The sequence below is a fragment of the Pseudomonas sp. CFBP13509 genome, from assembly GCF_005233485.1.
In the GTDB taxonomy this organism is placed as follows: Bacteria; Pseudomonadota; Gammaproteobacteria; order Pseudomonadales; family Pseudomonadaceae; genus Aquipseudomonas; species Aquipseudomonas marginalis.
On sequence record NZ_QGAA01000005.1, the window covers coordinates 14,948 to 40,703 of the forward strand.

The 25,756-nt window shown below is 55.4% G+C and carries 37 protein-coding genes; 36 read left to right on the forward strand and 1 reads right to left on the reverse strand.

What is annotated here, in order from left to right; all coding sequences use genetic code 11:
* The first annotated feature begins 164 nt into the window (after positions 1 to 164).
* From rpsL to bfr, 34 genes are all read left to right on the forward strand, one after another.
* Positions 165 to 536 carry a 30S ribosomal protein S12 gene (gene rpsL, locus PspCFBP13509_RS09775; RefSeq protein ID WP_002555494.1) on the forward strand — a complete coding sequence of 124 codons (372 nt, stop codon included), beginning with the start codon at positions 165 to 167 and terminating at the stop codon, positions 534 to 536.
* Positions 537 to 654: 118 nt separating this feature from the next.
* Positions 655 to 1,125 (forward strand): 30S ribosomal protein S7, encoded by a 471-nt coding sequence (rpsG, locus tag PspCFBP13509_RS09780; RefSeq protein ID WP_002555493.1) that lies wholly within the window; start codon positions 655 to 657, stop codon positions 1,123 to 1,125.
* A gap of 30 nt (positions 1,126 to 1,155) precedes the next feature.
* Positions 1,156 to 3,261 carry an elongation factor G gene (gene fusA, locus PspCFBP13509_RS09785; protein ID WP_003210087.1) on the forward strand — a complete coding sequence of 702 codons (2,106 nt, stop codon included), beginning with the start codon at positions 1,156 to 1,158 and terminating at the stop codon, positions 3,259 to 3,261.
* 30 nt (positions 3,262 to 3,291) lie between these two features.
* A complete protein-coding gene (gene tuf, locus PspCFBP13509_RS09790; protein WP_027605166.1) occupies positions 3,292 to 4,485 on the forward strand; it encodes an elongation factor Tu in 1,194 nt (397 codons plus the stop codon).
* Positions 4,486 to 4,642: 157 nt separating this feature from the next.
* Positions 4,643 to 4,954: a 30S ribosomal protein S10 gene (gene rpsJ, locus PspCFBP13509_RS09795; RefSeq protein ID WP_003186070.1), complete on the forward strand. Its 312-nt coding sequence runs from the start codon at positions 4,643 to 4,645 to the stop codon at positions 4,952 to 4,954.
* 81 nt (positions 4,955 to 5,035) lie between these two features.
* Positions 5,036 to 5,671, forward strand: a complete 636-nt coding sequence (rplC, locus tag PspCFBP13509_RS09800) for a 50S ribosomal protein L3 (protein WP_007253310.1) — start codon at positions 5,036 to 5,038, stop codon at positions 5,669 to 5,671.
* A 12-nt stretch (positions 5,672 to 5,683) separates the two neighbouring features.
* Entirely contained in the window at positions 5,684 to 6,286 is a 603-nt protein-coding gene (gene rplD, locus PspCFBP13509_RS09805; RefSeq protein ID WP_003176424.1) for a 50S ribosomal protein L4, read from the forward strand.
* On the forward strand, positions 6,283 to 6,582 hold the full coding sequence (gene rplW, locus PspCFBP13509_RS09810) for a 50S ribosomal protein L23 (RefSeq protein WP_002555488.1): 300 nt from the start codon (positions 6,283 to 6,285) through the stop codon (positions 6,580 to 6,582). The genes rplD and rplW overlap by 4 nt, the downstream gene beginning before the upstream one ends.
* A 14-nt stretch (positions 6,583 to 6,596) precedes the next feature.
* Positions 6,597 to 7,421, forward strand: a complete 825-nt coding sequence (gene rplB / locus PspCFBP13509_RS09815; RefSeq protein ID WP_003210080.1) for a 50S ribosomal protein L2 — start codon at positions 6,597 to 6,599, stop codon at positions 7,419 to 7,421.
* 16 nt (positions 7,422 to 7,437) lie between these two features.
* Positions 7,438 to 7,713: a 30S ribosomal protein S19 gene (gene rpsS, locus PspCFBP13509_RS09820; protein WP_003232420.1), complete on the forward strand. Its 276-nt coding sequence runs from the start codon at positions 7,438 to 7,440 to the stop codon at positions 7,711 to 7,713.
* Positions 7,714 to 7,724: 11 nt separating this feature from the next.
* Positions 7,725 to 8,057: a 50S ribosomal protein L22 gene (gene rplV, locus PspCFBP13509_RS09825; RefSeq protein WP_003103908.1), complete on the forward strand. Its 333-nt coding sequence runs from the start codon at positions 7,725 to 7,727 to the stop codon at positions 8,055 to 8,057.
* 13 nt (positions 8,058 to 8,070) lie between these two features.
* On the forward strand, positions 8,071 to 8,757 hold the full coding sequence (gene rpsC / locus PspCFBP13509_RS09830; protein WP_003176422.1) for a 30S ribosomal protein S3: 687 nt from the start codon (positions 8,071 to 8,073) through the stop codon (positions 8,755 to 8,757).
* Positions 8,758 to 8,769: 12 nt separating this feature from the next.
* Positions 8,770 to 9,183 (forward strand): 50S ribosomal protein L16, encoded by a 414-nt coding sequence (gene rplP / locus PspCFBP13509_RS09835; RefSeq protein ID WP_003232424.1) that lies wholly within the window; start codon positions 8,770 to 8,772, stop codon positions 9,181 to 9,183.
* Entirely contained in the window at positions 9,183 to 9,374 is a 192-nt protein-coding gene (gene rpmC / locus PspCFBP13509_RS09840; protein WP_002555481.1) for a 50S ribosomal protein L29, read from the forward strand. The genes rplP and rpmC overlap by 1 nt, the downstream gene beginning before the upstream one ends.
* Before the next feature lie 2 nt (positions 9,375 to 9,376).
* Complete coding sequence (rpsQ, locus tag PspCFBP13509_RS09845; protein ID WP_003176419.1) at positions 9,377 to 9,643, forward strand: 30S ribosomal protein S17; 267 nt, start codon at positions 9,377 to 9,379, stop codon at positions 9,641 to 9,643.
* 23 nt (positions 9,644 to 9,666) lie between these two features.
* On the forward strand, positions 9,667 to 10,035 hold the full coding sequence (gene rplN, locus PspCFBP13509_RS09850; protein WP_002555479.1) for a 50S ribosomal protein L14: 369 nt from the start codon (positions 9,667 to 9,669) through the stop codon (positions 10,033 to 10,035).
* Positions 10,036 to 10,046: 11 nt separating this feature from the next.
* Positions 10,047 to 10,361, forward strand: coding sequence for a 50S ribosomal protein L24 (gene rplX, locus PspCFBP13509_RS09855; protein ID WP_003176416.1), 315 nt, complete (start codon positions 10,047 to 10,049; stop codon positions 10,359 to 10,361).
* Between the two features lie 22 nt (positions 10,362 to 10,383).
* On the forward strand, positions 10,384 to 10,923 hold the full coding sequence (gene rplE, locus PspCFBP13509_RS09860; protein WP_003194642.1) for a 50S ribosomal protein L5: 540 nt from the start codon (positions 10,384 to 10,386) through the stop codon (positions 10,921 to 10,923).
* Positions 10,924 to 10,936: 13 nt separating this feature from the next.
* Positions 10,937 to 11,242 (forward strand): 30S ribosomal protein S14, encoded by a 306-nt coding sequence (gene rpsN / locus PspCFBP13509_RS09865; RefSeq protein WP_003176414.1) that lies wholly within the window; start codon positions 10,937 to 10,939, stop codon positions 11,240 to 11,242.
* Positions 11,243 to 11,448: 206 nt separating this feature from the next.
* Positions 11,449 to 11,841: a 30S ribosomal protein S8 gene (gene rpsH, locus PspCFBP13509_RS09870; protein ID WP_003176413.1), complete on the forward strand. Its 393-nt coding sequence runs from the start codon at positions 11,449 to 11,451 to the stop codon at positions 11,839 to 11,841.
* A 12-nt stretch (positions 11,842 to 11,853) separates the two neighbouring features.
* Positions 11,854 to 12,387 (forward strand): 50S ribosomal protein L6, encoded by a 534-nt coding sequence (gene rplF, locus PspCFBP13509_RS09875; RefSeq protein ID WP_003176412.1) that lies wholly within the window; start codon positions 11,854 to 11,856, stop codon positions 12,385 to 12,387.
* 10 nt (positions 12,388 to 12,397) lie between these two features.
* Positions 12,398 to 12,748: a 50S ribosomal protein L18 gene (gene rplR, locus PspCFBP13509_RS09880; protein WP_003186037.1), complete on the forward strand. Its 351-nt coding sequence runs from the start codon at positions 12,398 to 12,400 to the stop codon at positions 12,746 to 12,748.
* A 3-nt stretch (positions 12,749 to 12,751) separates the two neighbouring features.
* Entirely contained in the window at positions 12,752 to 13,252 is a 501-nt protein-coding gene (gene rpsE, locus PspCFBP13509_RS09885) for a 30S ribosomal protein S5 (protein WP_003186035.1), read from the forward strand.
* Positions 13,253 to 13,254: 2 nt separating this feature from the next.
* A complete protein-coding gene (gene rpmD, locus PspCFBP13509_RS09890) occupies positions 13,255 to 13,431 on the forward strand; it encodes a 50S ribosomal protein L30 (RefSeq protein WP_003176408.1) in 177 nt (58 codons plus the stop codon).
* 3 nt (positions 13,432 to 13,434) lie between these two features.
* Positions 13,435 to 13,872 (forward strand): 50S ribosomal protein L15, encoded by a 438-nt coding sequence (gene rplO, locus PspCFBP13509_RS09895; protein WP_003176407.1) that lies wholly within the window; start codon positions 13,435 to 13,437, stop codon positions 13,870 to 13,872.
* Positions 13,873 to 15,201, forward strand: coding sequence for a preprotein translocase subunit SecY (secY, locus tag PspCFBP13509_RS09900; RefSeq protein WP_003176406.1), 1,329 nt, complete (start codon positions 13,873 to 13,875; stop codon positions 15,199 to 15,201).
* Between the two features lie 27 nt (positions 15,202 to 15,228).
* Positions 15,229 to 15,345 (forward strand): 50S ribosomal protein L36, encoded by a 117-nt coding sequence (gene rpmJ, locus PspCFBP13509_RS09905; protein ID WP_002555468.1) that lies wholly within the window; start codon positions 15,229 to 15,231, stop codon positions 15,343 to 15,345.
* Between the two features lie 129 nt (positions 15,346 to 15,474).
* Complete coding sequence (gene rpsM, locus PspCFBP13509_RS09910; protein WP_024077676.1) at positions 15,475 to 15,831, forward strand: 30S ribosomal protein S13; 357 nt, start codon at positions 15,475 to 15,477, stop codon at positions 15,829 to 15,831.
* Positions 15,832 to 15,861: 30 nt separating this feature from the next.
* Positions 15,862 to 16,251: a 30S ribosomal protein S11 gene (gene rpsK / locus PspCFBP13509_RS09915; RefSeq protein ID WP_002555466.1), complete on the forward strand. Its 390-nt coding sequence runs from the start codon at positions 15,862 to 15,864 to the stop codon at positions 16,249 to 16,251.
* 18 nt (positions 16,252 to 16,269) lie between these two features.
* The gene (gene rpsD, locus PspCFBP13509_RS09920) at positions 16,270 to 16,890 is read left to right on the forward strand and encodes a 30S ribosomal protein S4 (RefSeq protein ID WP_003176404.1); all 621 of its coding nucleotides are present in this window, start codon (positions 16,270 to 16,272) and stop codon (positions 16,888 to 16,890) included.
* 22 nt (positions 16,891 to 16,912) lie between these two features.
* Positions 16,913 to 17,914, forward strand: coding sequence for a DNA-directed RNA polymerase subunit alpha (locus PspCFBP13509_RS09925; RefSeq protein WP_003176403.1), 1,002 nt, complete (start codon positions 16,913 to 16,915; stop codon positions 17,912 to 17,914).
* A 41-nt stretch (positions 17,915 to 17,955) separates the two neighbouring features.
* Positions 17,956 to 18,342, forward strand: coding sequence for a 50S ribosomal protein L17 (rplQ, locus tag PspCFBP13509_RS09930; RefSeq protein ID WP_003176402.1), 387 nt, complete (start codon positions 17,956 to 17,958; stop codon positions 18,340 to 18,342).
* Positions 18,343 to 18,579: 237 nt separating this feature from the next.
* The gene (locus PspCFBP13509_RS09935) at positions 18,580 to 20,028 is read left to right on the forward strand and encodes a catalase (protein ID WP_137211973.1); all 1,449 of its coding nucleotides are present in this window, start codon (positions 18,580 to 18,582) and stop codon (positions 20,026 to 20,028) included.
* Between the two features lie 155 nt (positions 20,029 to 20,183).
* Positions 20,184 to 20,648, forward strand: coding sequence for a bacterioferritin (gene bfr / locus PspCFBP13509_RS09940; protein WP_017525959.1), 465 nt, complete (start codon positions 20,184 to 20,186; stop codon positions 20,646 to 20,648).
* Between the two features lie 63 nt (positions 20,649 to 20,711).
* On the opposite strand, the gene uvrA is transcribed toward bfr, so the two are convergent.
* Entirely contained in the window at positions 20,712 to 23,546 is a 2,835-nt protein-coding gene (uvrA, locus tag PspCFBP13509_RS09945) for an excinuclease ABC subunit UvrA (protein WP_065925355.1), read from the reverse strand.
* Positions 23,547 to 23,724: 178 nt separating this feature from the next.
* Between uvrA and PspCFBP13509_RS09950 the strand changes: the two genes are divergently transcribed.
* On the forward strand, positions 23,725 to 25,119 hold the full coding sequence (locus PspCFBP13509_RS09950) for an MFS transporter (protein WP_015886131.1): 1,395 nt from the start codon (positions 23,725 to 23,727) through the stop codon (positions 25,117 to 25,119).
* A 9-nt stretch (positions 25,120 to 25,128) separates the two neighbouring features.
* Positions 25,129 to 25,644, forward strand: coding sequence for a single-stranded DNA-binding protein (locus PspCFBP13509_RS09955; RefSeq protein WP_065925356.1), 516 nt, complete (start codon positions 25,129 to 25,131; stop codon positions 25,642 to 25,644).
* Positions 25,645 to 25,756: the final 112 nt, after the last annotated feature.

A 25,756-nucleotide genomic window follows, 5' to 3' on the forward strand; every position in this document is an offset into this window, starting at 1 on the left:
CAAATTTGCCCGGCTTCGACGGGAGGGGAGGTCGGGGCCTTGCCTTGACTGGGGGCAAGATCCTCTTTAGACTCTTGTACCCCTAAATTTGGCGGGAATTCGTTCCTGCCATTTTGCTTTTCTTGCAAGACAATAGCGTCGCAAGACAACAGTGGAGCTAGTAGATGGCAACTATCAACCAGCTGGTACGTCAGCCGCGTAAGCGTATCGTCGAGAAATCCGACGTGCCTGCGCTGCAGAACTGCCCGCAACGTCGTGGCGTATGCACCCGTGTGTATACCACCACGCCGAAAAAACCTAACTCGGCACTGCGTAAAGTATGCCGTGTGCGCCTGACCAACGGTTTCGAGGTTTCCTCGTACATCGGCGGTGAAGGCCACAACCTGCAAGAGCACAGCGTGGTACTGATCCGTGGCGGTCGTGTAAAAGACTTGCCAGGTGTTCGTTATCACACCGTACGCGGCTCCTTGGATACTTCCGGCGTTAAAGGTCGTAACCAGGGTCGTTCGAAGTACGGTACCAAGAAGCCTAAGTAGTAGCGGCTTTTTGTAAAACTGAATCATCTTATTTTCTGAGTCGATAAGAGTAAGGTCGGAGGCGTCCCGAAAGGGCACCGATTCCGAGCGAACCTGAAGACCGTTTGAGGGCTTATCCATGCCAAGAAGACGCGTAGCAGCCAAGCGCGAAGTGCTTGACGATCCAAAATACGGAAGCCAAATTCTGGCCAAGTTCATGAACCACGTGATGGAAAGCGGCAAGAAAGCCGTTGCCGAGCGTATCGTTTATGGCGCGCTGGAAAAGGTTAAAGAACGCAAGAACAGCGACCCCCTGGAAATCTTCGAGAAAGCTCTCGACGCCATCGCTCCGCTGGTCGAAGTGAAGTCGCGCCGTGTAGGCGGTGCTACTTACCAGGTTCCGGTCGAAGTTCGTCCGTCCCGTCGTAACGCTCTGGCAATGCGCTGGTTGGTAGACTTCGCCCGTAAGCGCGGCGAGAAGTCTATGGCTCTGCGTTTGGCCGGCGAACTGTTGGACGCTGCTGAAGGTAAAGGTGCTGCTGTTAAGAAGCGTGAAGACGTGCACCGTATGGCTGAAGCTAACAAAGCTTTCTCGCACTACCGCTTCTAATCTTAGCTTCACTAATTTTGCGAGGGCTTTATGGCTCGTACTACTCCGATTAGCCGCTACCGTAACATCGGTATCGTTGCTCACGTGGATGCTGGTAAAACCACCACGACCGAGCGCGTACTGTTTTACACCGGCAAAAGTCACAAAATGGGCGAGGTGCATGATGGCGCCGCGACCACAGACTGGATGGTTCAGGAGCAGGAGCGTGGTATTACCATTACTTCTGCTGCTATTACCGCCTTCTGGAAAGGTTCCGAGAAGCAGTACAAAGATGAGCACCGCTTCAACGTTATCGATACCCCAGGCCACGTAGACTTCACTATTGAAGTTGAACGTTCCCTGCGCGTACTCGACGGCGCTGTCGTTGTGTTCTGCGGTACCTCGGGTGTCGAGCCTCAGTCGGAAACCGTATGGCGTCAAGCCAACAAATACGGCGTTCCACGTCTTGTTTATGTAAACAAGATGGACCGTGCTGGTGCCAACTTCCTGCGCGTGATCGGTCAGATCAAGCAGCGTCTGGGTCATACTCCGGTGCCAATCCAATTGGCAATCGGTTCCGAAGACAACTTCCAGGGTCAGATCGATCTGATCAACATGGAAGCGGTCTACTGGAATGACGCTGACAAAGGTATGGTTCCTGTTCGCAAGCCTATCCCTGCAGAATTGCAGGAACTGGCTGACGAGTGGCGCAACAACATGGTTGAGGCTGCCGCCGAAGCCAGCGAAGAGCTGATGAACAAGTACCTCGAAGGTGAAGAGCTCACCAACGTGGAAATCAAGGCCGCTCTGCGTCAGCGTACTATCGCTGGTGAGATCGTCTTGGCTGTTTGCGGTTCTTCCTTCAAGAACAAGGGTGTTCCCCTGGTTCTCGACGCCGTGATCGACTATCTGCCTGCTCCAACCGACATTCCTGCTATCAAGGGCACCAACCCTGATAACGAGGAAGAAGAGATGGAGCGTCATGCTGACGACAGCGAGCCGTTCTCGGCTCTGGCGTTCAAGATCGCTACCGACCCATTCGTGGGTACTCTGACCTTCGTCCGTGTTTACTCGGGCGTGTTGGCCTCCGGCGACGGCGTGATCAACTCGGTCAAAGGCAAGAAAGAGCGTGTGGGTCGTATGGTGCAAATGCACGCAAACGCCCGTGAAGAGATCAAGGAAGTGCGCGCTGGTGACATCGCGGCCTTGATCGGCATGAAGGACGTCACCACTGGTGAGACTTTGTGCGACGCTGCCAAGCCAATCATCCTGGTTCGCATGGACTTCCCGGAGCCGGTTATTTCGGTTGCCGTAGAGCCTAAGACCAAGGATGACCAGGAAAAAATGGGTATCGCTCTGGGCAAGCTTGCTCAGGAAGATCCATCTTTCCGCGTCAAAACTGATGAAGAGACTGGTCAAACGATCATCTCTGGTATGGGCGAGTTGCACCTGGACATCCTGGTTGACCGGATGCGCCGTGAGTTCAACGTCGAAGCCAACATCGGTAAGCCTCAGGTTTCCTATCGTGAGCGCATCACGAAGAACTGCGAAATCGAAGGCAAGTTCGTTCGTCAGTCCGGCGGTCGTGGTCAGTTCGGTCACTGCTGGATCCGTTTTGCTCCTGCTGACGAAGGTCAGGAAGGTCTGCAATTCGTGAACGAAGTAGTGGGTGGTGTTGTTCCTAAGGAATACATCCCTGCTATCCAGAAGGGTATCGAAGAGCAGATGAAGAACGGTGTTGTTGCCGGCTATCCGCTGATCGGCCTGAAAGCAACCGTTTTTGACGGTTCTTACCACGACGTCGACTCCAACGAGATGGCGTTTAAGGTGGCTGCTTCCATGGCAACCAAGCAACTGGCCCAGAAGGGCGGTGGTGAGTTGCTTGAGCCAATCATGGCGGTAGAAGTTGTTACACCTGAAGACTATATGGGTGATGTCATGGGCGACCTTAACCGTCGTCGCGGCATGATCTTGGGTATGGAAGACACGGTTTCCGGCAAGGTGATTCGCGCCGAGGTTCCGTTGGGTGAGATGTTCGGTTATGCGACCGACGTTCGCTCCATGTCCCAGGGTCGCGCAAGCTACTCTATGGAATTCAAAAAATACAACACAGCTCCGGCGCACATCGCTGAAACTGTATCCAAAAAACAAGGCTGATTCAGTCCTTTAGGCAAGGAGTTAATTGTCGTGGCTAAAGAAAAATTTGATCGTTCCCTACCGCACGTCAACGTTGGCACTATCGGTCACGTTGACCACGGTAAAACCACTCTGACCGCAGCTCTGACTCGCGTCTGCTCCGAGGTTTTCGGTTCTGCAGTCGTTGATTTCGATAAAATCGACAGCGCTCCAGAAGAAAAAGCTCGTGGTATCACCATCAACACCGCGCACGTCGAGTACAACTCGAAGATCCGTCACTACGCTCACGTTGACTGCCCAGGTCACGCTGACTATGTGAAGAACATGATCACTGGTGCTGCCCAGATGGACGGCGCGATCCTGGTTTGCTCGGCCGCTGATGGTCCGATGCCACAAACCCGTGAGCACATCCTGCTGTCCCGTCAGGTAGGCGTTCCGTACATCGTGGTTTTCCTGAACAAGGCTGACCTGGTAGACGACGCTGAGCTGCTGGAACTGGTTGAGATGGAAGTGCGCGATCTGCTGAGCACTTACGACTTCCCGGGCGACGACACTCCGATCATCATCGGTTCTGCTCGTATGGCGCTGGAAGGCAAAGACGATAACGAAATGGGCACCACTGCCGTTCGTAAACTGGTTGAAACCCTGGACAGCTACATCCCAGAACCAGTTCGTCTGACCGACAAGCCGTTCCTGATGCCAATCGAAGACGTATTCTCGATCTCCGGTCGTGGTACTGTTGTGACTGGTCGTATCGAGCGCGGTATCGTTCGCGTTCAAGATGCGCTGGAAATCGTTGGTCTGCGTGACACTACCAACACTGTTTGCACTGGTGTTGAAATGTTCCGCAAGCTGCTCGACGAAGGTCGTGCTGGCGAGAACTGCGGCGTTCTGCTGCGTGGTACCAAGCGTGACGACGTTGAGCGTGGCCAGGTTCTGGTTAAGCCAGGTTCGGTTAAGCCGCACACCAAGTTCACCGCAGAAGTTTACGTTCTGAGCAAGGAAGAAGGCGGTCGTCACACTCCGTTCTTCAAAGGCTACCGTCCACAGTTCTACTTCCGTACTACTGACGTGACTGGTAACTGCCAGCTGCCAGAAGGCGTTGAAATGGTAATGCCAGGCGATAACATCCAAATGGAAGTTACCCTGATCAAGACCATCGCAATGGAAGACGGTCTGCGCTTCGCTATCCGTGAAGGCGGCCGTACCGTTGGTGCTGGTGTTGTAGCTAAAATCATCGAGTAAGCGTCTCTTCTGAGATAGCTTCGATGCTTTGAAAAGCCCCCGCTCAGCGGGGGCTTTTTTATTGGGTTGACACCTATCTAGGGCGTCTATAGAATTGCGCCTCCTTTTAACGGGCGTATTGCGCTCGCTGGGAATAGCAGCCGGAGTCTGAAATCCAATGCAAAATCAGCAAATCCGTATCAGGTTGAAGGCTTTTGACCATCGCCTGATCGACCAATCCACCCAGGAAATCGTGGAAACCGCGAAACGTACTGGTGCTCAAGTGCGTGGTCCAATTCCACTGCCTACCCGTAAAGAGCGGTTCACCGTTCTGGTCTCCCCGCACGTCAACAAAGACGCGCGTGACCAGTACGAGATCCGTACTCATAAGCGCGTACTGGACATCGTCCAGCCAACGGATAAAACCGTTGATGCTCTTATGAAGCTTGATCTGGCGGCCGGTGTGGAAGTACAGATCAGCCTCGGCTAAGACTTGGGTCTTAGTCGTGTAACGCTCTGAAATGGGCGGCCATAGCGGGTGAAAGCCCCGTACACTCATGAGGTTTACAACATGACTATTGGTGTAGTCGGTCGTAAATGCGGTATGACCCGTATTTTCACCGAAGAAGGTGTCTCCATTCCGGTTACGGTCATTGAGATCGAGCCGAATCGCGTCACCCAGTTCAAAACTGAAGAAACCGATGGCTATCGTGCAGTGCAAGTCACTGTCGGCGAGCGTCGCGCTTCGCGTGTGACTGCTGCTCAAGCAGGTCACTTCGCTAAAGCAAACGTTGCAGCTGGTCGTACTGTCATGGAGTTCCGTCTTGAAGAAGGCGACTACCAGGCTGGCGATCTGATCAACGCTGAAATCTTCGCCGCTGGTCAACTGGTTGATGTAACCGGTCAGTCCAAGGGTAAAGGCTTCCAGGGTACGATCAAGCGTTGGAATTTCCGTGGTCAAGACAACACTCACGGTAACTCCGTTTCCCACCGCGTCCCGGGCTCTATTGGCCAGTGCCAGACTCCTGGTCGTGTATTCAAGGGCAAAAAAATGTCCGGTCATATGGGCGCTGAGCGCGTGACCGTGCAGTCCCTCGAAGTAGTGCGCGTCGACGCTGAACGCAATCTGTTGTTGGTCAAGGGTGCTGTTCCTGGCGCTACTGGCGGCAACCTGGTTGTACGTCCAGCGGCCAAGGCTCGCGGTTAAGGGGAAGCTGACATGCAATTAAATGTAAATGACGCTCAAGCGATCGAAGTTTCCGAACTGACATTTGGCGGCGAATTCAACGAGACGCTGGTTCACCAAGCAGTCGTGGCCTACATGGCCGGCGGCCGTCAAGGTAGCAAGCAGCAAAAGACCCGTTCCGACGTTCGTGGTGGCGGTAAGCGCCCTTGGCGTCAGAAAGGTACTGGCCGTGCTCGTGCCGGTACTATCCGTAGCCCAATCTGGCGCGGCGGCGGTACCACTTTCGCAGCTCGTCCGCAGGATCACTCTCAGAAGCTCAACAAGAAGATGTATCGCGCAGCACTGCGCTCCATCCTTGCTGAACTCGTGCGTACTGATCGCCTGGTCGTGGTTCAGGACTTCGCTGTTGAAAGTCCAAAAACCAAAGATCTGCTGGGCAAACTGAACAACATGAGCCTGACCGACGTTTTGATCGTGTCTGAAGCTGTTGATCAGAACCTGTACCTGGCTGCTCGTAACCTGCCACACGTTGATGTACGTGACGTGCAAGGTTCCGATCCAGTTAGTCTGATCGCATACGACAAGGTGTTGATCACCGTGTCGGCCGTGAAGAAATTCGAGGAGCTGCTGGGATGAACCAGGAACGCGTATTTAAAGTTCTGCTTGGCCCGCACGTTTCCGAAAAGGCTACGGTTCTGGCTGACAAGAAAGGCCAGTTCGTTTTCAAGGTTGCAACTGACGCAACCAAGCTGGAAATCAAGAAGGCCGTCGAAAGCCTGTTCAGCGTGAAAGTTGAGCGTGTTACTACCCTGAATGTTCTGGGTAAGAGCAAGCGCACTGCTCGCGGTCTGGGCAAGCGTAATGACTGGAAGAAGGCAGTTATCTCCCTTCAGCCAGGCCAAGATCTCGATTTCAGCAGCAGTGCTGAGTAAGGAAGGGGTGCATCATGGCAATCGTTAAATGCAAACCGACTTCCCCTGGCCGCCGTTTTGTGGTCAAGGTGGTCAACCAGGAGCTGCATAAAGGCGCTCCTCACGCACCGCTGCTCGAGAAGAAATCGAAGACTGGTGGTCGTAACAACAATGGTCGTATTACCACTCGTCACATTGGTGGTGGCCATAAGCAGCATTATCGTCTGGTCGACTTCCGTCGCAACGACAAAGATGGCATCGCTGCCACTGTCGAGCGTATCGAATACGATCCAAACCGTACTGCTCACATCGCTCTGCTGCTGTACGCAGATGGCGAGCGTCGCTACATCATCGCGCCTAAAGGCGTGAGTGCTGGCGACCAGCTGATCGCAGGTGCCCTGGCACCGATCAAGCCGGGCAACGCTCTGCAACTGCGTAACATTCCAGTTGGTAGCACCGTACACGGCATCGAATTGAAGCCAGGTAAAGGCGCGCAAATCGCTCGTTCCGCTGGTGCTTCGGCTCAGCTGATCGCTCGTGAAGGTGTCTACGTGACCCTGCGTCTGCGTTCTGGTGAGATGCGTAAAGTGCTGGCTGAATGCCGTGCGACCCTGGGTGAAGTCTCGAACTCCGAGCACAGCCTGCGTTCGCTGGGTAAAGCTGGTGCCAAACGCTGGCGTGGCGTTCGCCCAACCGTTCGTGGTGTTGCCATGAACCCGGTTGACCACCCACACGGTGGTGGTGAAGGTCGTACCTCTGGTGGTCGTCATCCGGTATCGCCATGGGGCTTCCCGACTAAGGGCGCGAAGACTCGTGGTAATAAGCGTACCGACAAAATGATCGTCCGTCGTCGCAAGTAAATAGAGGGATACGACAGTGCCACGTTCTCTGAAAAAAGGTCCTTTTATTGATCTTCACCTACTGAAGAAGATCGAAGTGGCGGCGGAAAAGAACGATCGCAAACCAGTTAAGACCTGGTCGCGTCGTTCGATGATCCTGCCACAAATGGTCGGTCTGACCATCGCTGTACACAACGGTCGTCTGCACGTCCCAGTTCTCGTTAACGAAGACATGGTCGGCCACAAACTAGGCGAGTTTGCCGGTACCCGCACTTATCGTGGGCACGTGGCAGACAAGAAAGCCAAGCGTTAAGGGGTAAGGAAATGGAAGTAGCCGCTAAGTTGTCGGGCGCTCGAATCTCCGCCCAGAAAGCCCGCTTGGTCGCCGACCAGATCCGCGGGAAGAAGGTGGGCGAAGCGCTCAACCTGTTGGCTTTCAGCAGTAAGAAAGCCGCCGAGATCATGAAGAAAGTGCTGGAGTCGGCCGTAGCCAACGCCGAGCATAACGAAGGCGCAGACGTTGATGACCTGAAGGTCAGCACCGTTTTCGTCAACGAAGGGCGTTCGCTGAAGCGCATCATGCCACGTGCCAAAGGCCGTGCTGATCGCATCGTCAAGCGGTCTTGCCATATCACTGTCAAGGTTGCTGACAAGTAACGGAGTCGAAGAGATGGGTCAGAAAGTACATCCCATTGGCATTCGCCTGGGAATCGTCAAGGAGCACACCTCCGTCTGGTACGCAGACGGTCGGACTTATGCGGACTATTTGTTCGCTGATCTGAAGGTGCGTGAGTATCTCCAAGACAAACTAAAAAGCGCGTCCGTAAGCCGTATCGATATCCATCGTCCGGCGCAAACTGCACGTATCACCATCCACACCGCTCGTCCAGGTATCGTTATCGGGAAGAAAGGTGAAGATGTTGAGAAACTGCGTCAGGACCTGACCAAGCAAATGGGTGTGCCTGTGCACATCAATATCGAAGAGATCCGCAAGCCGGAGCTCGACGGTATGCTGGTTGCGCAGAGCGTAGCTCAGCAGCTGGAGCGTCGCGTAATGTTCCGTCGCGCTATGAAGCGCGCCGTACAGAACGCCATGCGCATTGGTGCCAAAGGCATCAAAATCCAAGTGAGCGGTCGTCTCGGCGGTGCTGAAATCGCACGTACTGAATGGTATCGCGAAGGTCGTGTGCCACTGCACACCCTGCGTGCCGACATCGACTATGCCAACTACGAAGCTCACACCACTTACGGTGTGATCGGTGTAAAGGTTTGGATCTTCAAAGGCGAAGTAATTGGTGGTCGCCAAGAAGAACTGAAACCACAAGCACCAGCGCCTCGTAAAAAAGCTGCTAAGTAAGGGGTACGCCAAATGTTGCAACCAAAGCGTACGAAGTTCCGCAAGCAGATGACAGGCCACAACCGTGGTCTGGCTCAGCGCGGTAGCAAAGTCAGCTTCGGCGAGTTCGCGCTGAAGTCTGTAGCTCGTGGTCGTCTCACCGCTCGTCAGATCGAGTCAGCGCGTCGTGCACTGACCCGTCACGTTAAACGTGGCGGCAAGATCTGGATCCGTGTATTCCCGGACAAGCCGATCTCCAAAAAGCCTCTCGAGGTTCGGATGGGTAAAGGTAAGGGTAACGTGGAATACTGGGTAGCCCAGATTCAGCCAGGCAAAGTCCTGTATGAAATCGAGGGTGTAACTGAAGAGCTGGCGCGTGAGGCTTTTGCCCTGGCTGCTGCAAAGCTGCCGCTCGCCACCGCCTTTGTTAAACGGACGGTGATGTGATGAAAGCGAATGAACTTCGTGAAAAATCCGCACAGCAGCTGAACGAGCAACTGCTCGGCCTGCTGCGCGACCAGTTCAATCTGCGCATGCAGAAAGCAACTGGCCAGTTGGGGCAGTCTCATCTGCTCTCGCAAGTTAAGCGTGACATCGCTCGCGTGAAGACTGTGCTCAACCAGCAGGCAGGTAAGTGATCATGGCTGAAGCCGAAAAGACTGTCCGTACGCTGACTGGCCGTGTTGTCAGCGACAAGATGGACAAAACCATCACCGTTTTGATCGAGCGTCGCGTTAAGCACCCGATCTACGGTAAATATGTTAAGCGTTCGACTAAGCTGCACGCGCACGACGAAACCAACCAGTGCCACATCGGCGACAAAGTCACTATTCGTGAAACTCGTCCGCTGGCCAAGACCAAGTCTTGGGCATTGGTTGATGTTCTCGAACGCGCTGTGGAAGTCTAAGGACTAGGGGTCGGAGAAATTATATGATTCAGACTCAATCCATGCTCGATGTGGCCGATAACAGCGGCGCTCGCCGTGTTATGTGCATCAAGGTGCTGGGTGGCTCCCATCGTCGTTACGCTGGTATCGGTGACATCATCAAAGTTACCGTCAAGGAAGCAATTCCTCGCGGTAAAGTGAAAAAAGGCCAAGTGATGACTGCTGTTGTAGTCCGCACTCGTCACGGCGTACGTCGTGCAGATGGCTCCATTATCCGCTTTGATGGCAACGCTGCTGTTCTTCTGAACAACAAGCAAGAGCCGATCGGCACCCGTATCTTTGGGCCAGTGACCCGTGAACTTCGTACTGAGAAGTTCATGAAGATCGTCTCGCTCGCCCCAGAAGTGCTGTAAGGAGATCCGACATGCAAAAGATTCGTCGTGACGACGAGATCATCGTGATCGCCGGCAAAGACAAAGGTAAGCGCGGTAAGGTGCTTAAGGTTCTCGCTAATAACCGTCTGGTTATCGGTGGTCTGAACCTGGTCAAGCGTCATACCAAGCCTAACCCGATGTCGGGCGTGCAGGGCGGTATCGTCGAGAAAGAAGCTCCGCTGGACGCTTCTAACGTCGCCATCTTCAACGGCGAAACCAACAAGGCTGACCGCGTTGGTTTCAAAGTAGAAGACGGTAAGAAAATTCGTGTCTTCAAGTCGACCCAAAAAGCGGTTGATGCTTGAACACTGCTAGGTAGATTAGACCATGGCACGACTACAAGAGATTTACCGGAAGGAAATCGCCCCTAAGCTTAAGGAAGAACTTAAGCTTGGGAACGTGATGGAAGTTCCGCGCGTTACCAAAATCACCCTGAACATGGGTCTGGGCGAAGCGATCGGTGACAAAAAAGTCATCGAGCACGCTGTTGCTGACCTGGAAAAGATCACCGGCCAGAAAGTCGTTGTGACCTACGCTCGCAAATCCATCGCTGGCTTTAAAGTCCGTGAAGGTTGGCCGATCGGCGTCAAAGTGACTCTGCGCCGTGAGCGTATGTACGAATTCCTGGATCGTCTGCTGTCGATCTCCCTGCCTCGGGTTCGCGACTTCCGCGGCCTGAATGCCAAGTCCTTCGATGGTCGTGGTAACTACAGCATGGGCGTGAAAGAGCAGATCATCTTCCCGGAAATCGACTACGACAAGATCGATGCTCTCCGCGGTCTGGACATCACCCTGACCACCACTGCCAAGAACGATGATGAAGGTCGCGCCCTGTTGCGTGCTTTCAAATTCCCGTTCCGCAACTGATTGGAGTAGGACCATGGCCAAGATGAGCATGAAAAACCGCGAGCTGAAGCGTCAGCTCACGGTTGCCAAGTACGCCAAGAAGCGTGCAGCACTGAAAGCAATCATCGTTGATCTGAACGCAAGTCCAGAAGCGCGTTGGGAAGCTACAGTTGCCCTGCAGAAGCAGCCACGTGACGCAAGCGCTTCGCGCATGCGTAACCGCTGCCGCCTGACCGGTCGTCCACACGGCGTTTACCGCAAGTTCGGCCTCGGCCGTAACAAACTGCGTGAAGCGGCAATGCGTGGCGACGTACCAGGTCTGGTTAAAGCCAGCTGGTAAGTACTTTCAGCGTCCAGGTGGTCCGAATCGAAAGATACTGACCGCCGGTGACCCTGAATCTGGAACAAGCCCCTTTTGGGGCTTGTTTCATTTCCGGAGTGTGTCTAAAATACGCGGCTCGCCTGAGCCCGTGTTTTTTACCCGGAGATTCTCAGCGACATATGTAGCCGCAAGGCTAATTTTTTTGTATTAGGAGCGTCTAGCCCATGAGTATGCAGGACCCGTTAGCGGACATGCTAACTCGTATCCGTAATGCCCAGATGGCTGAAAAGTCCGTCGTAAGCATGCCATCTTCCAAGTTGAAGGTTGCTGTTGCCAAAGTCCTGAAAGACGAAGGCTACATTGCGGGTTATCAGATCAGCAGCGAAATCAAACCACTGCTGTCCATCGAGCTGAAGTACTTCGAAGGCCGTTCGGTCATCGAGGAAGTGAAGCGCGTTAGCCGTCCAGGCCTGCGTCAGTACAAGTCCGCTGAAGATCTGCCGAAAGTTCGTGGCGGTCTGGGCGTGTCTATCGTCTCCACCAACAAAGGTGTGATGACGGATCGTGCTGCGCGCGCTGCCGGTGTCGGCGGCGAAGTTCTTTGCACTGTGTTCTAAGGGGGGATAAGCATGTCTCGCGTCGCTAAGAACCCCGTTAAGCTGCCAGCCGGTGTCGAAGTCAAATTCGCAGGCCAACAGCTTTCGGTGAAGGGTGCCAAGGGCACTCTTGAACTGAATATCCATTCGTCCGTTGAGATCGTTGAAGAAGCTGGTGAGCTGCGTTTCGCTGCTCGCAATGGCGATCAACAAACTCGCGCAATGGCTGGTACCACGCGTGCGTTGGTAAACAACATGGTCCAAGGCGTAAGCCAAGGCTTCGAGCGTAAGCTCCAGCTGGTCGGTGTTGGTTACAAAGCGCAAGCAAAAGGCACGGTTTTGAACCTGGCCCTTGGCTTCTCGCACCCAGTGGATTACGAACTGCCGGAAGGCATCACCGCTGAGACTCCTAGCCAGACCGATATCCTGATCAAGGGCATCGATAAGCAACTGGTAGGTCAAGTGGCTGCTGAGATCCGCGACTTCCGTCCACCAGAGCCGTACAAAGGCAAAGGTGTGCGCTACGCGGACGAAGTCGTCCGTCGTAAAGAAGCCAAGAAGAAGTAGGGCATAGCAAATGACCGACAAAAAAGTTACTCGACTGCGTCGCGCTCGCAAAGCACGCCTGAAAATGCACGAACTCGAAGTCGTGCGTCTCTGCGTGTTCCGCTCGTCGCAGCACATCTACGCCCAGGTCATCTCGGCCGACGGCAACAAAGTCCTGGCCAGCGCCTCGACTTTGGATAAAGAACTGCGTGATGGTGCCACTGGCAACATCGACGCGGCCACAAAGGTTGGCCAGCTGGTCGCTACGCGTGCTAAGGCCGCTGGCGTCTCGCAAGTGGCTTTCGACCGCTCTGGCTTCAAGTACCACGGCCGCGTTAAAGCGCTGGCTGATGCTGCTCGTGAAGCTGGGCTGGAGTTCTAAGTTATGTCAAATAACGACCAAAAGCGCGACGAAGGCTACATTGAGAAGCTGGTTCAAGTTAACCGCGTAGCCAAAACCGTTAAAGGCGGCCGTATCTTCACTTTCACCGCGTTGACCGTGGTGGGTGATGGTAAAGGGCGTGTTGGCTTCGGCCGTGGCAAGTCACGTGAAGTGCCTGCTGCGATCCAGAAGGCAATGGAAGCTGCTCGTCGCAACATGATCCAAGTTGATCTGAACGGCACCACGCTGCAGTACGCAATGAAGTCCGCTCATGGCGCTTCGAAGGTATACATGCAGCCTGCTTCTGAAGGTACCGGTATCATCGCTGGCGGCGCTATGCGTGCTGTCCTCGAGGTTGCTGGTGTTCAGAACGTTCTGGCCAAGTGCTATGGCTCGACTAACCCGGTAAACGTGGTTCACGCCACTTTCAAGGGTTTGAAAGCTATGCAATCTCCTGAATCCATTGCCGCCAAGCGTGGCAAAAGCGTCAAGGAGATCTTCTGATCATGGCTACCGTTAAAGTAACGCTGATCAAAAGCATGACCGGCCGCATCCCTAACCACAAATTGTGCGTTAAGGGTTTGGGTCTGCGTCGCATCGGTCACACTGTAGAAGTCCAGGATACTCCCGAGAATCGCGGGATGATCAACAAGGCTTACTACATGCTGCGTGTCGAGGGTTAATCGATGAAACTCAATGATCTGAGTCCAGCGCCGGGTTCCCGTCGCGAAAAGCATCGTCCGGGCCGTGGTATCGGTAGCGGTTTGGGTAAGACTGGTGGCCGCGGCCACAAAGGTCAAACCTCCCGCTCCGGTGGCACCATTGCTCCAGGCTTTGAAGGCGGTCAACAGCCGCTGCATCGTCGCCTGCCTAAGTTCGGCTTCGTTTCCCTGAAGGCCATGGACCGCGCAGAAGTGCGTCTGTCCGAGCTGGCTAAAGTGGAAGGCGACATCGTTACTGTGCAGACCCTGAAAGATGCCAACGTGATCAACGTCAACGTACAGCGTGTGAAAATCATGCTGTCCGGTGAAGTGACTCGCGCTGTCACTATCGGTAAGGGAATCGGCGCCACCAAAGGTGCGCGTTCGGCTATCGAAGCAGCTGGCGGCAAGTTCGAGGAATAAATGGCTAAGCAAGGTGCTCTCTCAGCGCTCGGCAAAGGCGGTATGTCTGAACTTTGGGCTCGTCTGCGTTTTCTGTTCCTGGCGATTATCGTCTACCGAATAGGCGCACACATCCCGGTTCCAGGTATCAACCCGGACCGACTCGCAGACCTGTTTCGACAGAATGAGGGGACCATTCTTAGCTTGTTCAACATGTTTTCTGGCGGCGCGCTGGAACGGATGAGCATTTTTGCACTGGGGATCATGCCGTACATCTCGGCATCGATCATCATGCAGCTGATGACCGCCGTCAGCCCGCAGCTGGAGCAGTTGAAGAAGGAAGGTGAAGCTGGCCGTCGCAAGATTAGCCAGTACACCCGCTACGGCACTGTCATCCTCGCCCTGGTTCAGGCTATCGGCATGTCCGTTGGCCTGGCGGGGCAGGGTGTTGCGTTCACTGGTGACTTTGGCTTCCATTTCGTCGCGGTATCCACGTTTGTGGCTGGTGCGATGTTCATGATGTGGCTGGGTGAGCAGATTACTGAGCGTGGTGTTGGTAACGGTATCTCGATGTTGATTTTCGCAGGTATCGTCGCCGGTCTTCCGAGAGCAATCGGGCAGTCTTTCGAGTCTGCACGTCAGGGTGATATCAATATCTTCGCCCTGGTTGCCATCGGTTTGCTGGCAGTAGCGATTATCGGTTTTGTGGTGTTCATTGAGCGTGGCCAGCGTCGTATTGCTGTTCACTACGCCAAGCGTCAGCAGGGCCGTAAGGTTTTTGCTGCGCAGACCAGCCACTTGCCGCTGAAAGTGAATATGGCCGGTGTTATTCCGGCAATTTTCGCGAGCAGCATTTTGCTGTTTCCGGCTTCGTTGGGTACCTGGTTTGGTCAGTCTGAAAATATGGGCTGGCTGCAGGACCTCTCTCAGTCGATCGCTCCTGGTCAGCCGTTGAATATTCTGCTGTTTAGTGCAGGGATTATTTTCTTCTGCTTCTTCTATACGGCGTTGATGTTCAATCCGAAAGACGTAGCGGAAAACCTGAAGAAGTCCGGTGCCTTTATTCCGGGTATTCGTCCAGGTGAGCAGTCAGCACGCTACATTGATGGCGTTCTGACTCGTTTGACCCTGTTCGGTGCTCTATATATGACGGCCGTGTGCTTGTTGCCCCAGTTCCTGGTGGTTGCAGCAAACGTTCCGTTCTACCTTGGCGGGACCTCGTTGCTGATCGTGGTCGTGGTTGTGATGGACTTCATGTCCCAAGTACAATCGCACCTCGTTTCGCACCAGTACGAATCCCTGATGAAGAAAGCCAACCTGAAGGGTTACGGCAGCGGCATGTTGCGCTGAGTACCCATAAGGTTCGAGGAGTTGGTGATGAAAGTTCGTGCATCGGTGAAAAAGCTGTGCCGTAACTGCAAGATTATTCGCCGCGAAGGTGTTGTTCGAGTAATTTGCAGCGCGGAACCGCGTCACAAACAGCGCCAAGGCTGAGTGTGATCCGCTTGAAGCCCGGCAGCTAGTGCGCTGCCGGGTTGATTATTTGTTATTACAGCGATATTATCTCGCGCCCTATTTCTTGGCTTCCGGGGCGTAGGTAGCTGTCAATTGGAGTCCCACTGAATGGCCCGTATTGCAGGCGTTAACATTCCAGATAACAAGCACACTGTTATCTCGCTGACCTACATCTATGGTGTTGGTCGCACTACTGCGCAGAAAATTTGCGCAGTTGCTGGGGTAAACCCAGCCGCTAAGATCAAGGATCTGAGCGACGAGCAGATTGAATTGCTGCGTGGCGAAGTGGCGAAGTTCACCACTGAAGGTGACCTGCGTCGCGAAATCAACATGAAAATCAAGCGTTTGATGGACCTCGGTTGCTATCGCGGTCTGCGTCATCGTCGTGGTCTTCCAGTACGCGGTCAGCGTACCAAGACTAACGCGCGTACCCGTAAAGGTCCGCGTAAGCCGATCCGCAAGTAATCGCCCCAGCGAATCGACAGGAAAATTATCATGGCAAAACCTGCTGCTCGTCCTCGTAAAAAAGTTAAAAAGACAGTGGTTGATGGCATCGCCCACATCCATGCATCTTTTAACAACACCATCGTGACCATCACCGACCGTCAAGGTAACGCGCTTTCTTGGGCTACCTCCGGTGGTTCGGGTTTCCGCGGTTCCCGCAAGTCCACCCCGTTTGCTGCTCAAGTAGCTGCTGAACGTGCTGGTCAAGCTGCGCTGGAATATGGCCTGAAAAACCTCGACGTTAACGTCAAAGGTCCAGGTCCAGGTCGTGAGTCTGCTGTCCGTGCTTTGAACGGCTGTGGCTATAAGATCGCCAGCATCACCGACGTGACGCCAATCCCGCACAACGGGTGCCGTCCGCCGAAGAAGCGCCGCGTGTAATCCAGGAGATTGTAAAGAATGGCTCGTTACATTGGTCCAAAATGCAAACTCGCTCGTCGCGAAGGCACCGATCTCTTCCTGAAGAGCGGCGTGCGCGCGATCGAATCGAAGTGCAACATTGAAGCAGCACCTGGTATCCACGGCCAACGCCGCGGTCGCCAGTCCGATTACGGCACCCAACTGCGTGAAAAGCAGAAGGTCCGCCGTATCTACGGCGTTCTCGAGCGTCAGTTCAGCGGCTACTACAAAGAAGCTGCTGGCAAGAAAGGTGCAACCGGTGAAAACCTGCTGCAACTGCTCGAATGCCGTCTGGACAACGTTGTATACCGTATGGGCTTTGGTTCGACTCGTGCCGAATCCCGTCAGCTGGTATCGCACAAGTCGATCAGCGTTAACGGTCAGACCGTAAACGTTCCGTCCTACCAGGTTCGTGCTGGTGACGTGGTCGCAGTTCGCGAGAAAGCAAAAAACCAACTTCGCATTGTCCAAGCTCTCGATCTGTGTGCCCAACGTGGCCGCGTAGAATGGGTAGAAGTAGACACTGAGAAGAAGTCGGGCGTTTTCAAGAACGTTCCTGCTCGCAGTGATCTGTCCGCCGACATCAACGAAAGCCTGATTGTCGAGCTCTACTCCAAGTAAGGGCTAGAAAATAGGTGCATCCATGCAGATTTCGGTAAATGAGTTCCTGACACCCCGCCACATTGATGTGCAGGTTGTCAGTCCAACCCGCGCCAAGATCACTCTCGAGCCTCTCGAGCGTGGTTTTGGCCACACCCTGGGCAACGCGCTGCGCCGCATCCTGTTGTCCTCAATGCCCGGCTGTGCAGTAGTCGAGGCCGAGATTGACGGTGTGCTCCACGAGTACAGCGCCATCGAAGGTGTACAGGAAGACGTAATTGAAATCCTGTTGAACCTTAAAGGTCTGGCTATCAAGCTGCACGGCCGTGACGAAGTTACGCTGACCTTGTCGAAGAAGGGTTCGGGGGTGGTTACCGCTGCCGATATTCAGCTGGATCATGATGTCGAGATCGTTAACCCCGATCACGTAATCGCTAACCTGGCGTCTAACGGCGCCCTGAACATGAAGCTCACCGTAGCTCGTGGTCGTGGTTATGAACCGGCCGACTCGCGTCAGAGCGATGAAGACGAAAGCCGCAGCATTGGTCGCTTGCAGCTTGACTCTTCGTTCAGCCCGGTTCGCCGTATCGCATACGTGGTGGAAAACGCCCGTGTCGAGCAGCGTACTAACCTGGACAAGCTGGTTATTGATCTGGAAACCAACGGTACTCTGGATCCTGAAGAGGCTATCCGCCGCGCTGCAACCATTCTGCAACAGCAGTTGGCTGCGTTCGTCGACCTCAAAGGTGACAGTGAACCAGTGGTAATCGAGCAGGAAGACGAGATCGATCCGATCCTGCTTCGCCCGGTTGACGATCTGGAACTGACTGTACGTTCGGCTAACTGCCTTAAGGCGGAAAACATTTACTACATCGGCGACCTGATTCAGCGTACCGAAGTAGAACTGTTGAAGACTCCGAACCTGGGCAAGAAATCCTTGACTGAAATCAAGGACGTTCTGGCCTCCCGCGGTCTGTCCCTCGGCATGCGCCTCGACAACTGGCCGCCTGCAAGTCTTAAGAAGGACGACAAGGCGACTGCCTGATCGTCGTAATCACCGAACGTGAGTTTGGTAAGGAATGAACCATGCGTCATCGTAAAAGTGGTCGTCACCTGAGCCGTACCAGCTCGCACCGCAAGGCCATGTTTCAAAACATGGCGGTGTCGCTGTTCGAGCACGAGCTGATCAAAACTACACTGCCGAAAGCTAAAGAACTGCGTCGCGTTGCTGAGCCGCTGATCACTTTGGCCAAGACAGACAGCCTGGCTAACCGCCGTCTGGCTTTCGACCGTACTCGTTCGAAAGCTATCGTTGGTAAGCTCTTCAACGACCTGGGCAAGCGTTACGCTACCCGTGAGGGTGGCTACCTGCGCATCCTCAAGTGCGGTTTCCGCGCTGGCGACAACGCGCCTATGGCGTACGTCGAGTTGGTTGATCGTGCTACTGCCGGCGAAGCTGTAAGCGCCGAGTAAGACGACAAGCTGTAACGAAGAACCGGGCCTAGTGCCCGGTTTTTTGTGCGCGTAACAAAAGCGCGATTTGTACAAGCTTCCTCAGATAGCGCTCAGCACTATGTGCGCGGGGGTATTGTTAGTTATTTTCTATTGAAGCTTACAATTTAATGAATTTGTAGGTGTCATGTTGATGGTCAATACTCCCTCCAAGCCGATTAGCCGGCAGTTCCAAGTCCGACCTGAGGAAAATTGAGCATGAGCCAGAATAAAATCCTTACCACCGCCAGCGGCGCTCCCGTTGCGGATAACCAGAATTCCCGTTCAGCCGGCCCGCGCGGCCCGCTGCTTCTTGACGATTTTCACCTGATCGAGAAACTTGCCCATTTCAACCGTGAAAACATCCCTGAGCGTCGCGTACACGCCAAGGGGTCGGGTGCCTACGGGACCTTCACGGTCACCCGGGACATCACCCAGTACACCAGCGCCAAATTGTTCGAATCCGTTGGTAAGCAAACTCCAACGTTCCTGCGTTTCTCCACTGTGGGGGGGGAGCGTGGGTCGGCGGACACAGAGCGCGACCCTCGTGGTTTCGCCTTGAAGTTCTACACCGAAGAAGGTAATTGGGACATCGTGGGTAACAACACACCGGTGTTCTTCATACGCGATCCGCTGAAATTCCCAGATTTCATCCACACTCAGAAGCGGTTGCCGCAAAGCAACCTGAAAAGCGCGCAAATGATGTGGGACTTCTGGTCGCACTCTCCAGAGGCGCTGCACCAGGTCACCATTCTGTTTTCGGACCGTGGTATTCCCGATGGCTACCGTCATATGCACGGCTTTGGCAGCCACACCTACAGCTTGATTAACGCCAGCGGCGAGCGGCACTGGGTGAAGTGGCACTACAAAACCAAGCAAGGCATCAAGAACCTGGCACCGGCTGAAGCGGCCCGTTTGGCCGGTACTGATCCTGATTACGCCCAGCGGGATCTGTTTGGTGCGATCGAGCGCGGTGACTTCCCGAAATGGCGGGTCTGTATCCAGATCATGACCGAGGCCCAGGCGAACGCCCATTACGAGAATCCGTTTGATGTGACCAAAACCTGGTCGCAGAAAGAATTCCCGTTGATTGAAGTGGGTGAGCTGGAACTTAACCGCAACCCGCAGAACTACTTCGCTGAAGTAGAGCAGGCTGCATTTGGCCCAAGCAACATGGTTCCAGGCGTTGGCCTGTCGCCAGACCGTATGCTCCAAGGTCGGGTTTTCGCTTACGCAGATGCTCACCGCTACCGTGTGGGTACCAACCACCAGCAATTGCCGGTGAATGCTCCGCGCAGCCCGGTCAACAGCTACCAGCGTGATGGCTCAATGGCATTTGGCAGCAATGGTGGTGCGACTCCGAACTACGAACCGAACAGCTACGCCGAAGCACCCAAGCAAGCGCCTCAGTACGCCGAGCCAGCGTTGGCTTTGAGCGGTGCAGCTGATCGTTACGATCATCGCGAAGACACCGATTACTACAGCCACGCAGGTGCGCTGTTCCGCCTGATGAATGATGAGCAGAAAGCACTGCTCACCAATAACATCGCCGGCGCAATGAGCGGTGTCTCCAGTGATGTGGTCCAGCGTCAACTGCGGCACTTCTATAAGGCAGATCCTGCTTATGGAGAAGCAATCGCAAAGGCACTGGGTGTATCGCTTAACTGACTCTAAACGATAAGCAGAACCGCCCTCATTTGGGCGGTTTTTGCGTTATTTCAGCTACTTTTCTGCGGAAATCTTCACTTTTCTGCCGTTAGTCCCGTGACCTCCGAGTCAGCATGGTTCAAACTACAGACTTTCAAGCAGGGAGATGTAGGGCGATGCAAGGTCACCCCGACGTAATCGATTACCTCAACACGTTGCTGACGGGCGAACTGGCAGCTCGTGATCAATATTTCATCCACTCGCGCATGTACGAAGACTGGGGTTTTACCGAACTCTACGAGCGTATCAACCACGAAATGGAAGAAGAGGCACAGCACGCCGATGCACTGATGCGTCGTATCCTGATGCTCGAAGGTACGCCACGTATGCGTCCCGACGATCTGGATGTGGGTACCAGCGTACCTGACATGCTTGCAGCCGATCTTCGTCTTGAATACAAGGTGCGTGCCGCTCTCTGCAAGGGCATCGAGCTCTGCGAGCAGCACAGCGACTTCGTCACGCGGGAAATCCTGCGCGTGCAGTTGAACGATACCGAAGAAGATCACACCTACTGGCTGGAAAAGCAGTTGGGCTTGATCAAGCTGATTGGCCTGGAAAACTACCTGCAATCGCAGTTCTGATTTCCTACAAAAAAGCCCCTGTCACTTCAGCAGTGACAGGGGCTTTTTATTGGGCCTGATAAATCAGGCCCGGTCGCGCGCCAGCAATGGCTTCAAGTAGTAACCCGTATGCGATTGTGGCATCTCGGAGACCTGCTCCGGCGTACCCACCGCGATGATCTGGCCGCCCTTGGATCCGCCTTCCGGCCCTAGATCCACCAGCCAGTCGGCCGTCTTGATCACATCCAGGTTGTGCTCGATCACCACCACGGTGTTGCCGTGATCACGCAAGCGGTGCAACACATCCAGCAATTGCTGAATATCCGCAAAGTGCAGGCCAGTTGTCGGCTCATCCAGGATATACAAGGTCTTGCCCGTATCGCGTTTGGACAGCTCGCGAGACAGCTTCACCCGCTGCGCTTCACCACCGGACAACGTCGTCGCCGACTGCCCCAACTTGATATACGACAGGCCCACATCCATCAGCGTTTGCAGCTTGCGCGCCAACGCCGGAACGGCATCGAAGAACACACGGGCTTCCTCGATGGTCATCTCCAGGGTCTCGTGGATGCTCTTGCCCTTGTACTTGATTTCCAGGGTTTCGCGGTTATAACGCTTGCTCTTGCACACATCGCACGGCACGTAGATGTCCGGGAGGAAGTGCATCTCCACCTTGATCAGACCATCGCCCTGGCACGCTTCACAGCGACCACCCTTGACGTTGAACGAGAAGCGGCCTGGCCCGTAGCCCCGTGAACGGGATTCCGGCACGCCAGCAAACAGCTCACGAATAGGCGTGAACAACCCGGTGTAGGTCGCGGGGTTGGAGCGCGGTGTGCGGCCAATCGGGCTTTGGTCGATATCGACCACCTTGTCCAGGTGTTCCAGACCCTTGATGCTGTCGTGCGCGGCGGCTTCCAGGGTGGTAGCGCCGTTCAAGGCGGTGGCACTCAAGGGGAACAGCGTGTTGTTGATCAGCGTCGACTTACCTGAGCCGGAAACGCCGGTCACGCAGGTCAGCAGGCCCAGTGGTATTTCCAGGTCAACATTGCGCAAGTTGTTGCCGCGCGCGCCCTTGAGGTGCAACGCCATCTTCTTGTTGCGCGGTGTACGCTTGGCTGGCACTGCGATCTTCACGCGGCCGGACAGGTACTTGCCGGTCAACGAGTCGGGATGTGCCATTACCTCGGCAGGCGTGCCCTCGGCGACAATATGTCCTCCATGTACGCCGGCGCCTGGGCCAATATCGACCACGTAGTCCGCCAGGCGAATCGCATCTTCATCGTGCTCGACCACGATCACCGTATTGCCGATATCCCGCAGGTGTTTCAGCGTGCCCAGCAGGCGATCGTTGTCCCGCTGGTGCAAACCAATCGAAGGCTCATCGAGGATGTACAACACCCCCACCAGGCCGGCACCAATCTGGCTGGCCAGGCGAATTCGCTGCGCTTCACCGCCGGACAACGTATCTGCGCTGCGATCCAGCGACAGATAGTCCAGGCCAACGTTAACCAGGAACTGCAGGCGCTCGCGGATCTCCTTGAGGATCTTGTCGGCAATTTCCCCACGGCGCCCGGTGAGCTTTAGCACACCAAAGTATTCACAGGCATCGCCGATCGGCAGGTTGGTCACCGCCGGCAGCGTCTTCTCACCCACCCATACATGCCGCGCCTCACGACGCAGGCGAGTGCCCCGGCAATCCGGGCAAGGTTGGGTGCTGAGGAATTTCGCCAGCTCTTCGCGCACACTCGCCGATTCGGTCTCGCGGTAGCGGCGTTCCAGGTTGGGGACAATGCCTTCGAACGGGTGGGAGCGCTTGACGATGTCGCCACGGTCGTTCAGGTACTTGAAGTCGACGTTCTGCGAGCCGCTGCCATTGAGGATGACTTTCTGCTGGTCTGCCGGCAGTTGGTTGAAAGGTACTTCAAGGCTGAACTTGTAATGGGACGCCAACGACCCGAGCATCTGGAAGTAGTAGACGTTACGCCTGTCCCAGCCGCGTATCGCGCCCTCCGCCAATGTCAGGTCGCCGTTGACCAGGCGCTTGATGTCGAAGAATTGCTTCACGCCCAGGCCATCGCAGGTCGGGCAGGCCCCGGCCGGGTTGTTGAAGGAGAACAGCTTGGGCTCCAGCTCGCTGATGGCGTGGCCACAGATCGGGCAGGCAAAGCGCGCGGAGAAGATGATCTCTTCACCCGGCTCATCATCCATCGGTGCCACCAGGGCAATGCCATCCGCCAGCTTCAACGCGGTCTCGAACGATTCGGCCAGACGCTGCTGCAGGTCGGCCCGCACCTTGAAGCGATCGACCACGACATCAATCGAGTGCTTCTTCTGCTTGTCGAGTTTCGGCGCTTCGTCCAGCTCATAGAGCTTGCCGTTGATACGCGCACGTACGAAACCTTGAGCACGCAGCTCTTCGAATACAGAGAGGTGTTCGCCCTTGCGCTCGCGAATCACCGGTGCCAGCAGCATCAGCTTGGCACCTTCCGGTTGGGCCAGTACCAGGTCGACCATCTGGCTGACGGTCTGGGCTTCCAGCGGAATGTCGTGGTCCGGGCAACGGGGGATACCCACCCGCGCGTACAGCAGGCGCAGGTAGTCGTAGATTTCGGTGATGGTGCCCACGGTGGAACGCGGATTGTGGGAGGTCGACTTCTGCTCAATGGAAATCGCCGGCGACAGGCCTTCAATGGTGTCGACGTCCGGCTTTTCCATCATCGACAGGAACTGACGGGCATAGGCCGACAGCGATTCCACATAGCGCCGCTGACCTTCGGCATACAGCGTGTCGAACGCCAGGGACGATTTGCCGGAGCCGGACAAGCCGGTGATGACGATCAGTTTGTCCCGGGGCAGGGTCAGGTCGATGTTCTTCAGGTTGTGGGTTCTAGCCCCACGAATCAGGATCTTGTCCAAGATGGCCTCGCACGGCGGGCGTAAATAATGCAGGAGTATACGGCTAAAGACTGGATGAATATACACTGTCAAAGTGCCGGGTGCAGCCTTACATGAAAGCTGCGCGGCAAAGCGCCGCATATACCCTCTCAATCGATGGGACTGGTAGAATCGCCGCCGGTTCACACGAGGTTTTTCCATGCACGATCCCCACAGCGAACGCATGAGTAGCGGCGAGACCCGAGCAGCAAGCGGTCTGGCCCTGGTGTTCGCGTTCCGTATGCTTGGCATGTTCATGGTGTTGCCGGTACTGGCGACCTATGGAATGGATCTGGCAGGCGCGACCCCCGCACTGATCGGCCTGGCGATTGGCGCCTATGGCCTGACCCAGGCGATTTTTCAGATCCCGTTCGGAATCATTTCCGACCGGATTGGCCGGCGCCCGGTGATTTACCTCGGGCTGATTGTCTTCGCCCTCGGCAGCGTGCTCGCGGCACAATCCGATTCGATCTGGGGCGTGATCGCCGGACGCATACTGCAAGGTGCCGGGGCGATTTCCGCTGCCGTCATGGCGCTGCTGTCCGACCTGACCCGTGAGCAACACCGCACCAAGGCCATGGCCATGATCGGCATGACCATCGGTCTGTCGTTCGCCGTGGCCATGGTCGTGGGCCCATTGCTGACGCGTGCCTTTGGCTTGCACGGCCTGTTCCTTGCCACCGGCGGCATGGCGTTGTTCGGGATCGTGATCGTGGCCTTTATGGTGCCGCGCTCCACCGGCACGTTGCAGCACCGTGAGTCGGGCGTCGCACGCAAGGCGCTATTGCCGACGCTCAAGCACCCGGACCTGTTGCGCCTGGATTTAGGTATCTTCGTCTTACACGCAATGCTGATGTGCAGCTTCGTCGCCTTGCCCCTGGCGCTGGTGGAAAAAGCCGGGCTGCCCAAGGAACAGCACTGGTGGGTCTACCTCACCGCACTGCTGATTTCGTTCTTCGCCATGATCCCGTTCATCATCTATGGCGAGAAGAAACGCAAAATGAAACGAGTTTTGCTCGGTGCCGTCGCGACATTAATGCTCACTGAACTATTCTTCTGGCAGTTCGGCGACAGCCTACGGGCGCTGGTTATTGGCACGGTGGTGTTCTTCACCGCGTTCAACCTGCTGGAGGCTTCATTGCCTTCGCTGATCAGTAAAGTTTCACCGGCCGGCGGCAAAGGCACGGCGATGGGGGTGTATTCCACCAGCCAGTTCCTTGGCTCGGCGCTGGGCGGCATCATGGGCGGCTGGATGTTCCAGCATGGCGGTTTGTCGGTTGTGTTCCTCGGATGCGCCGGGCTGGCTGCACTTTGGTTGGCCTTTGCTGTTACCATGCGCGAACCTCCCTACGTCACAAGCCTGCGTTTGCCGCTATCGCCTGAGGCGATCCGTGAAAGCGGTCTGGTAGAGCGCCTGAAGGCAGTCGTAGGGGTAACAGATGCAGTCGTGGTCGCTGAAGAGGCGGCCATTTACATCAAATTGGACACCGAATTATTGGATCGCGCGACGCTCGAGCAACTGGTCAACCCAGTGCCGACAGCGCGCCCAGCATAGGAGAACGTTATGGCCCGTGGGGTTAACAAAGTCATATTGGTCGGTACATGCGGCCAGGATCCCGAAGTTCGCTACTTGCCTAACGGTAACGCCGTGACCAACCTGAGTCTGGCGACCAGCGAACAATGGACCGACAAGCAGACCGGCCAGAAGGTCGAGAAAACCGAATGGCACCGTGTGTCGATGTTCGGCAAGGTCGCAGAGATCGCCGGTGAATACCTGCGCAAAGGTTCGCAGGTCTACATCGAAGGCAAGCTGCAAACCCGCGAGTGGGAAAAAGACGGCATCAAGCGTTACACCACTGAAATCGTGGTCGACATGCAAGGCACCATGCAACTGCTGGGCGGCCGTCCACAGGGCGACCAACAAGGCCAGGGCGGTATGTCCAACTCGGCACCGCGTCCACAGCAGACGCGTCCGCAGCCAAGCCAGCAGCCACAGCGTGAGTCGCGTCCAGCACCGCAACAGGCCGCTCCGCAACCGGCTCCGGATTTCGACAGCTTTGATGACGATATTCCGTTCTAGGATATCGCTCGGCGCAATCCGTATAGCTTTCCCAAAAAGCCCCGTGAGCCCTGCTCTCGGGGCTTTTTTGTAATTTCGTGATGCATGAAGCTGCACCCGCAACGGATTAAAT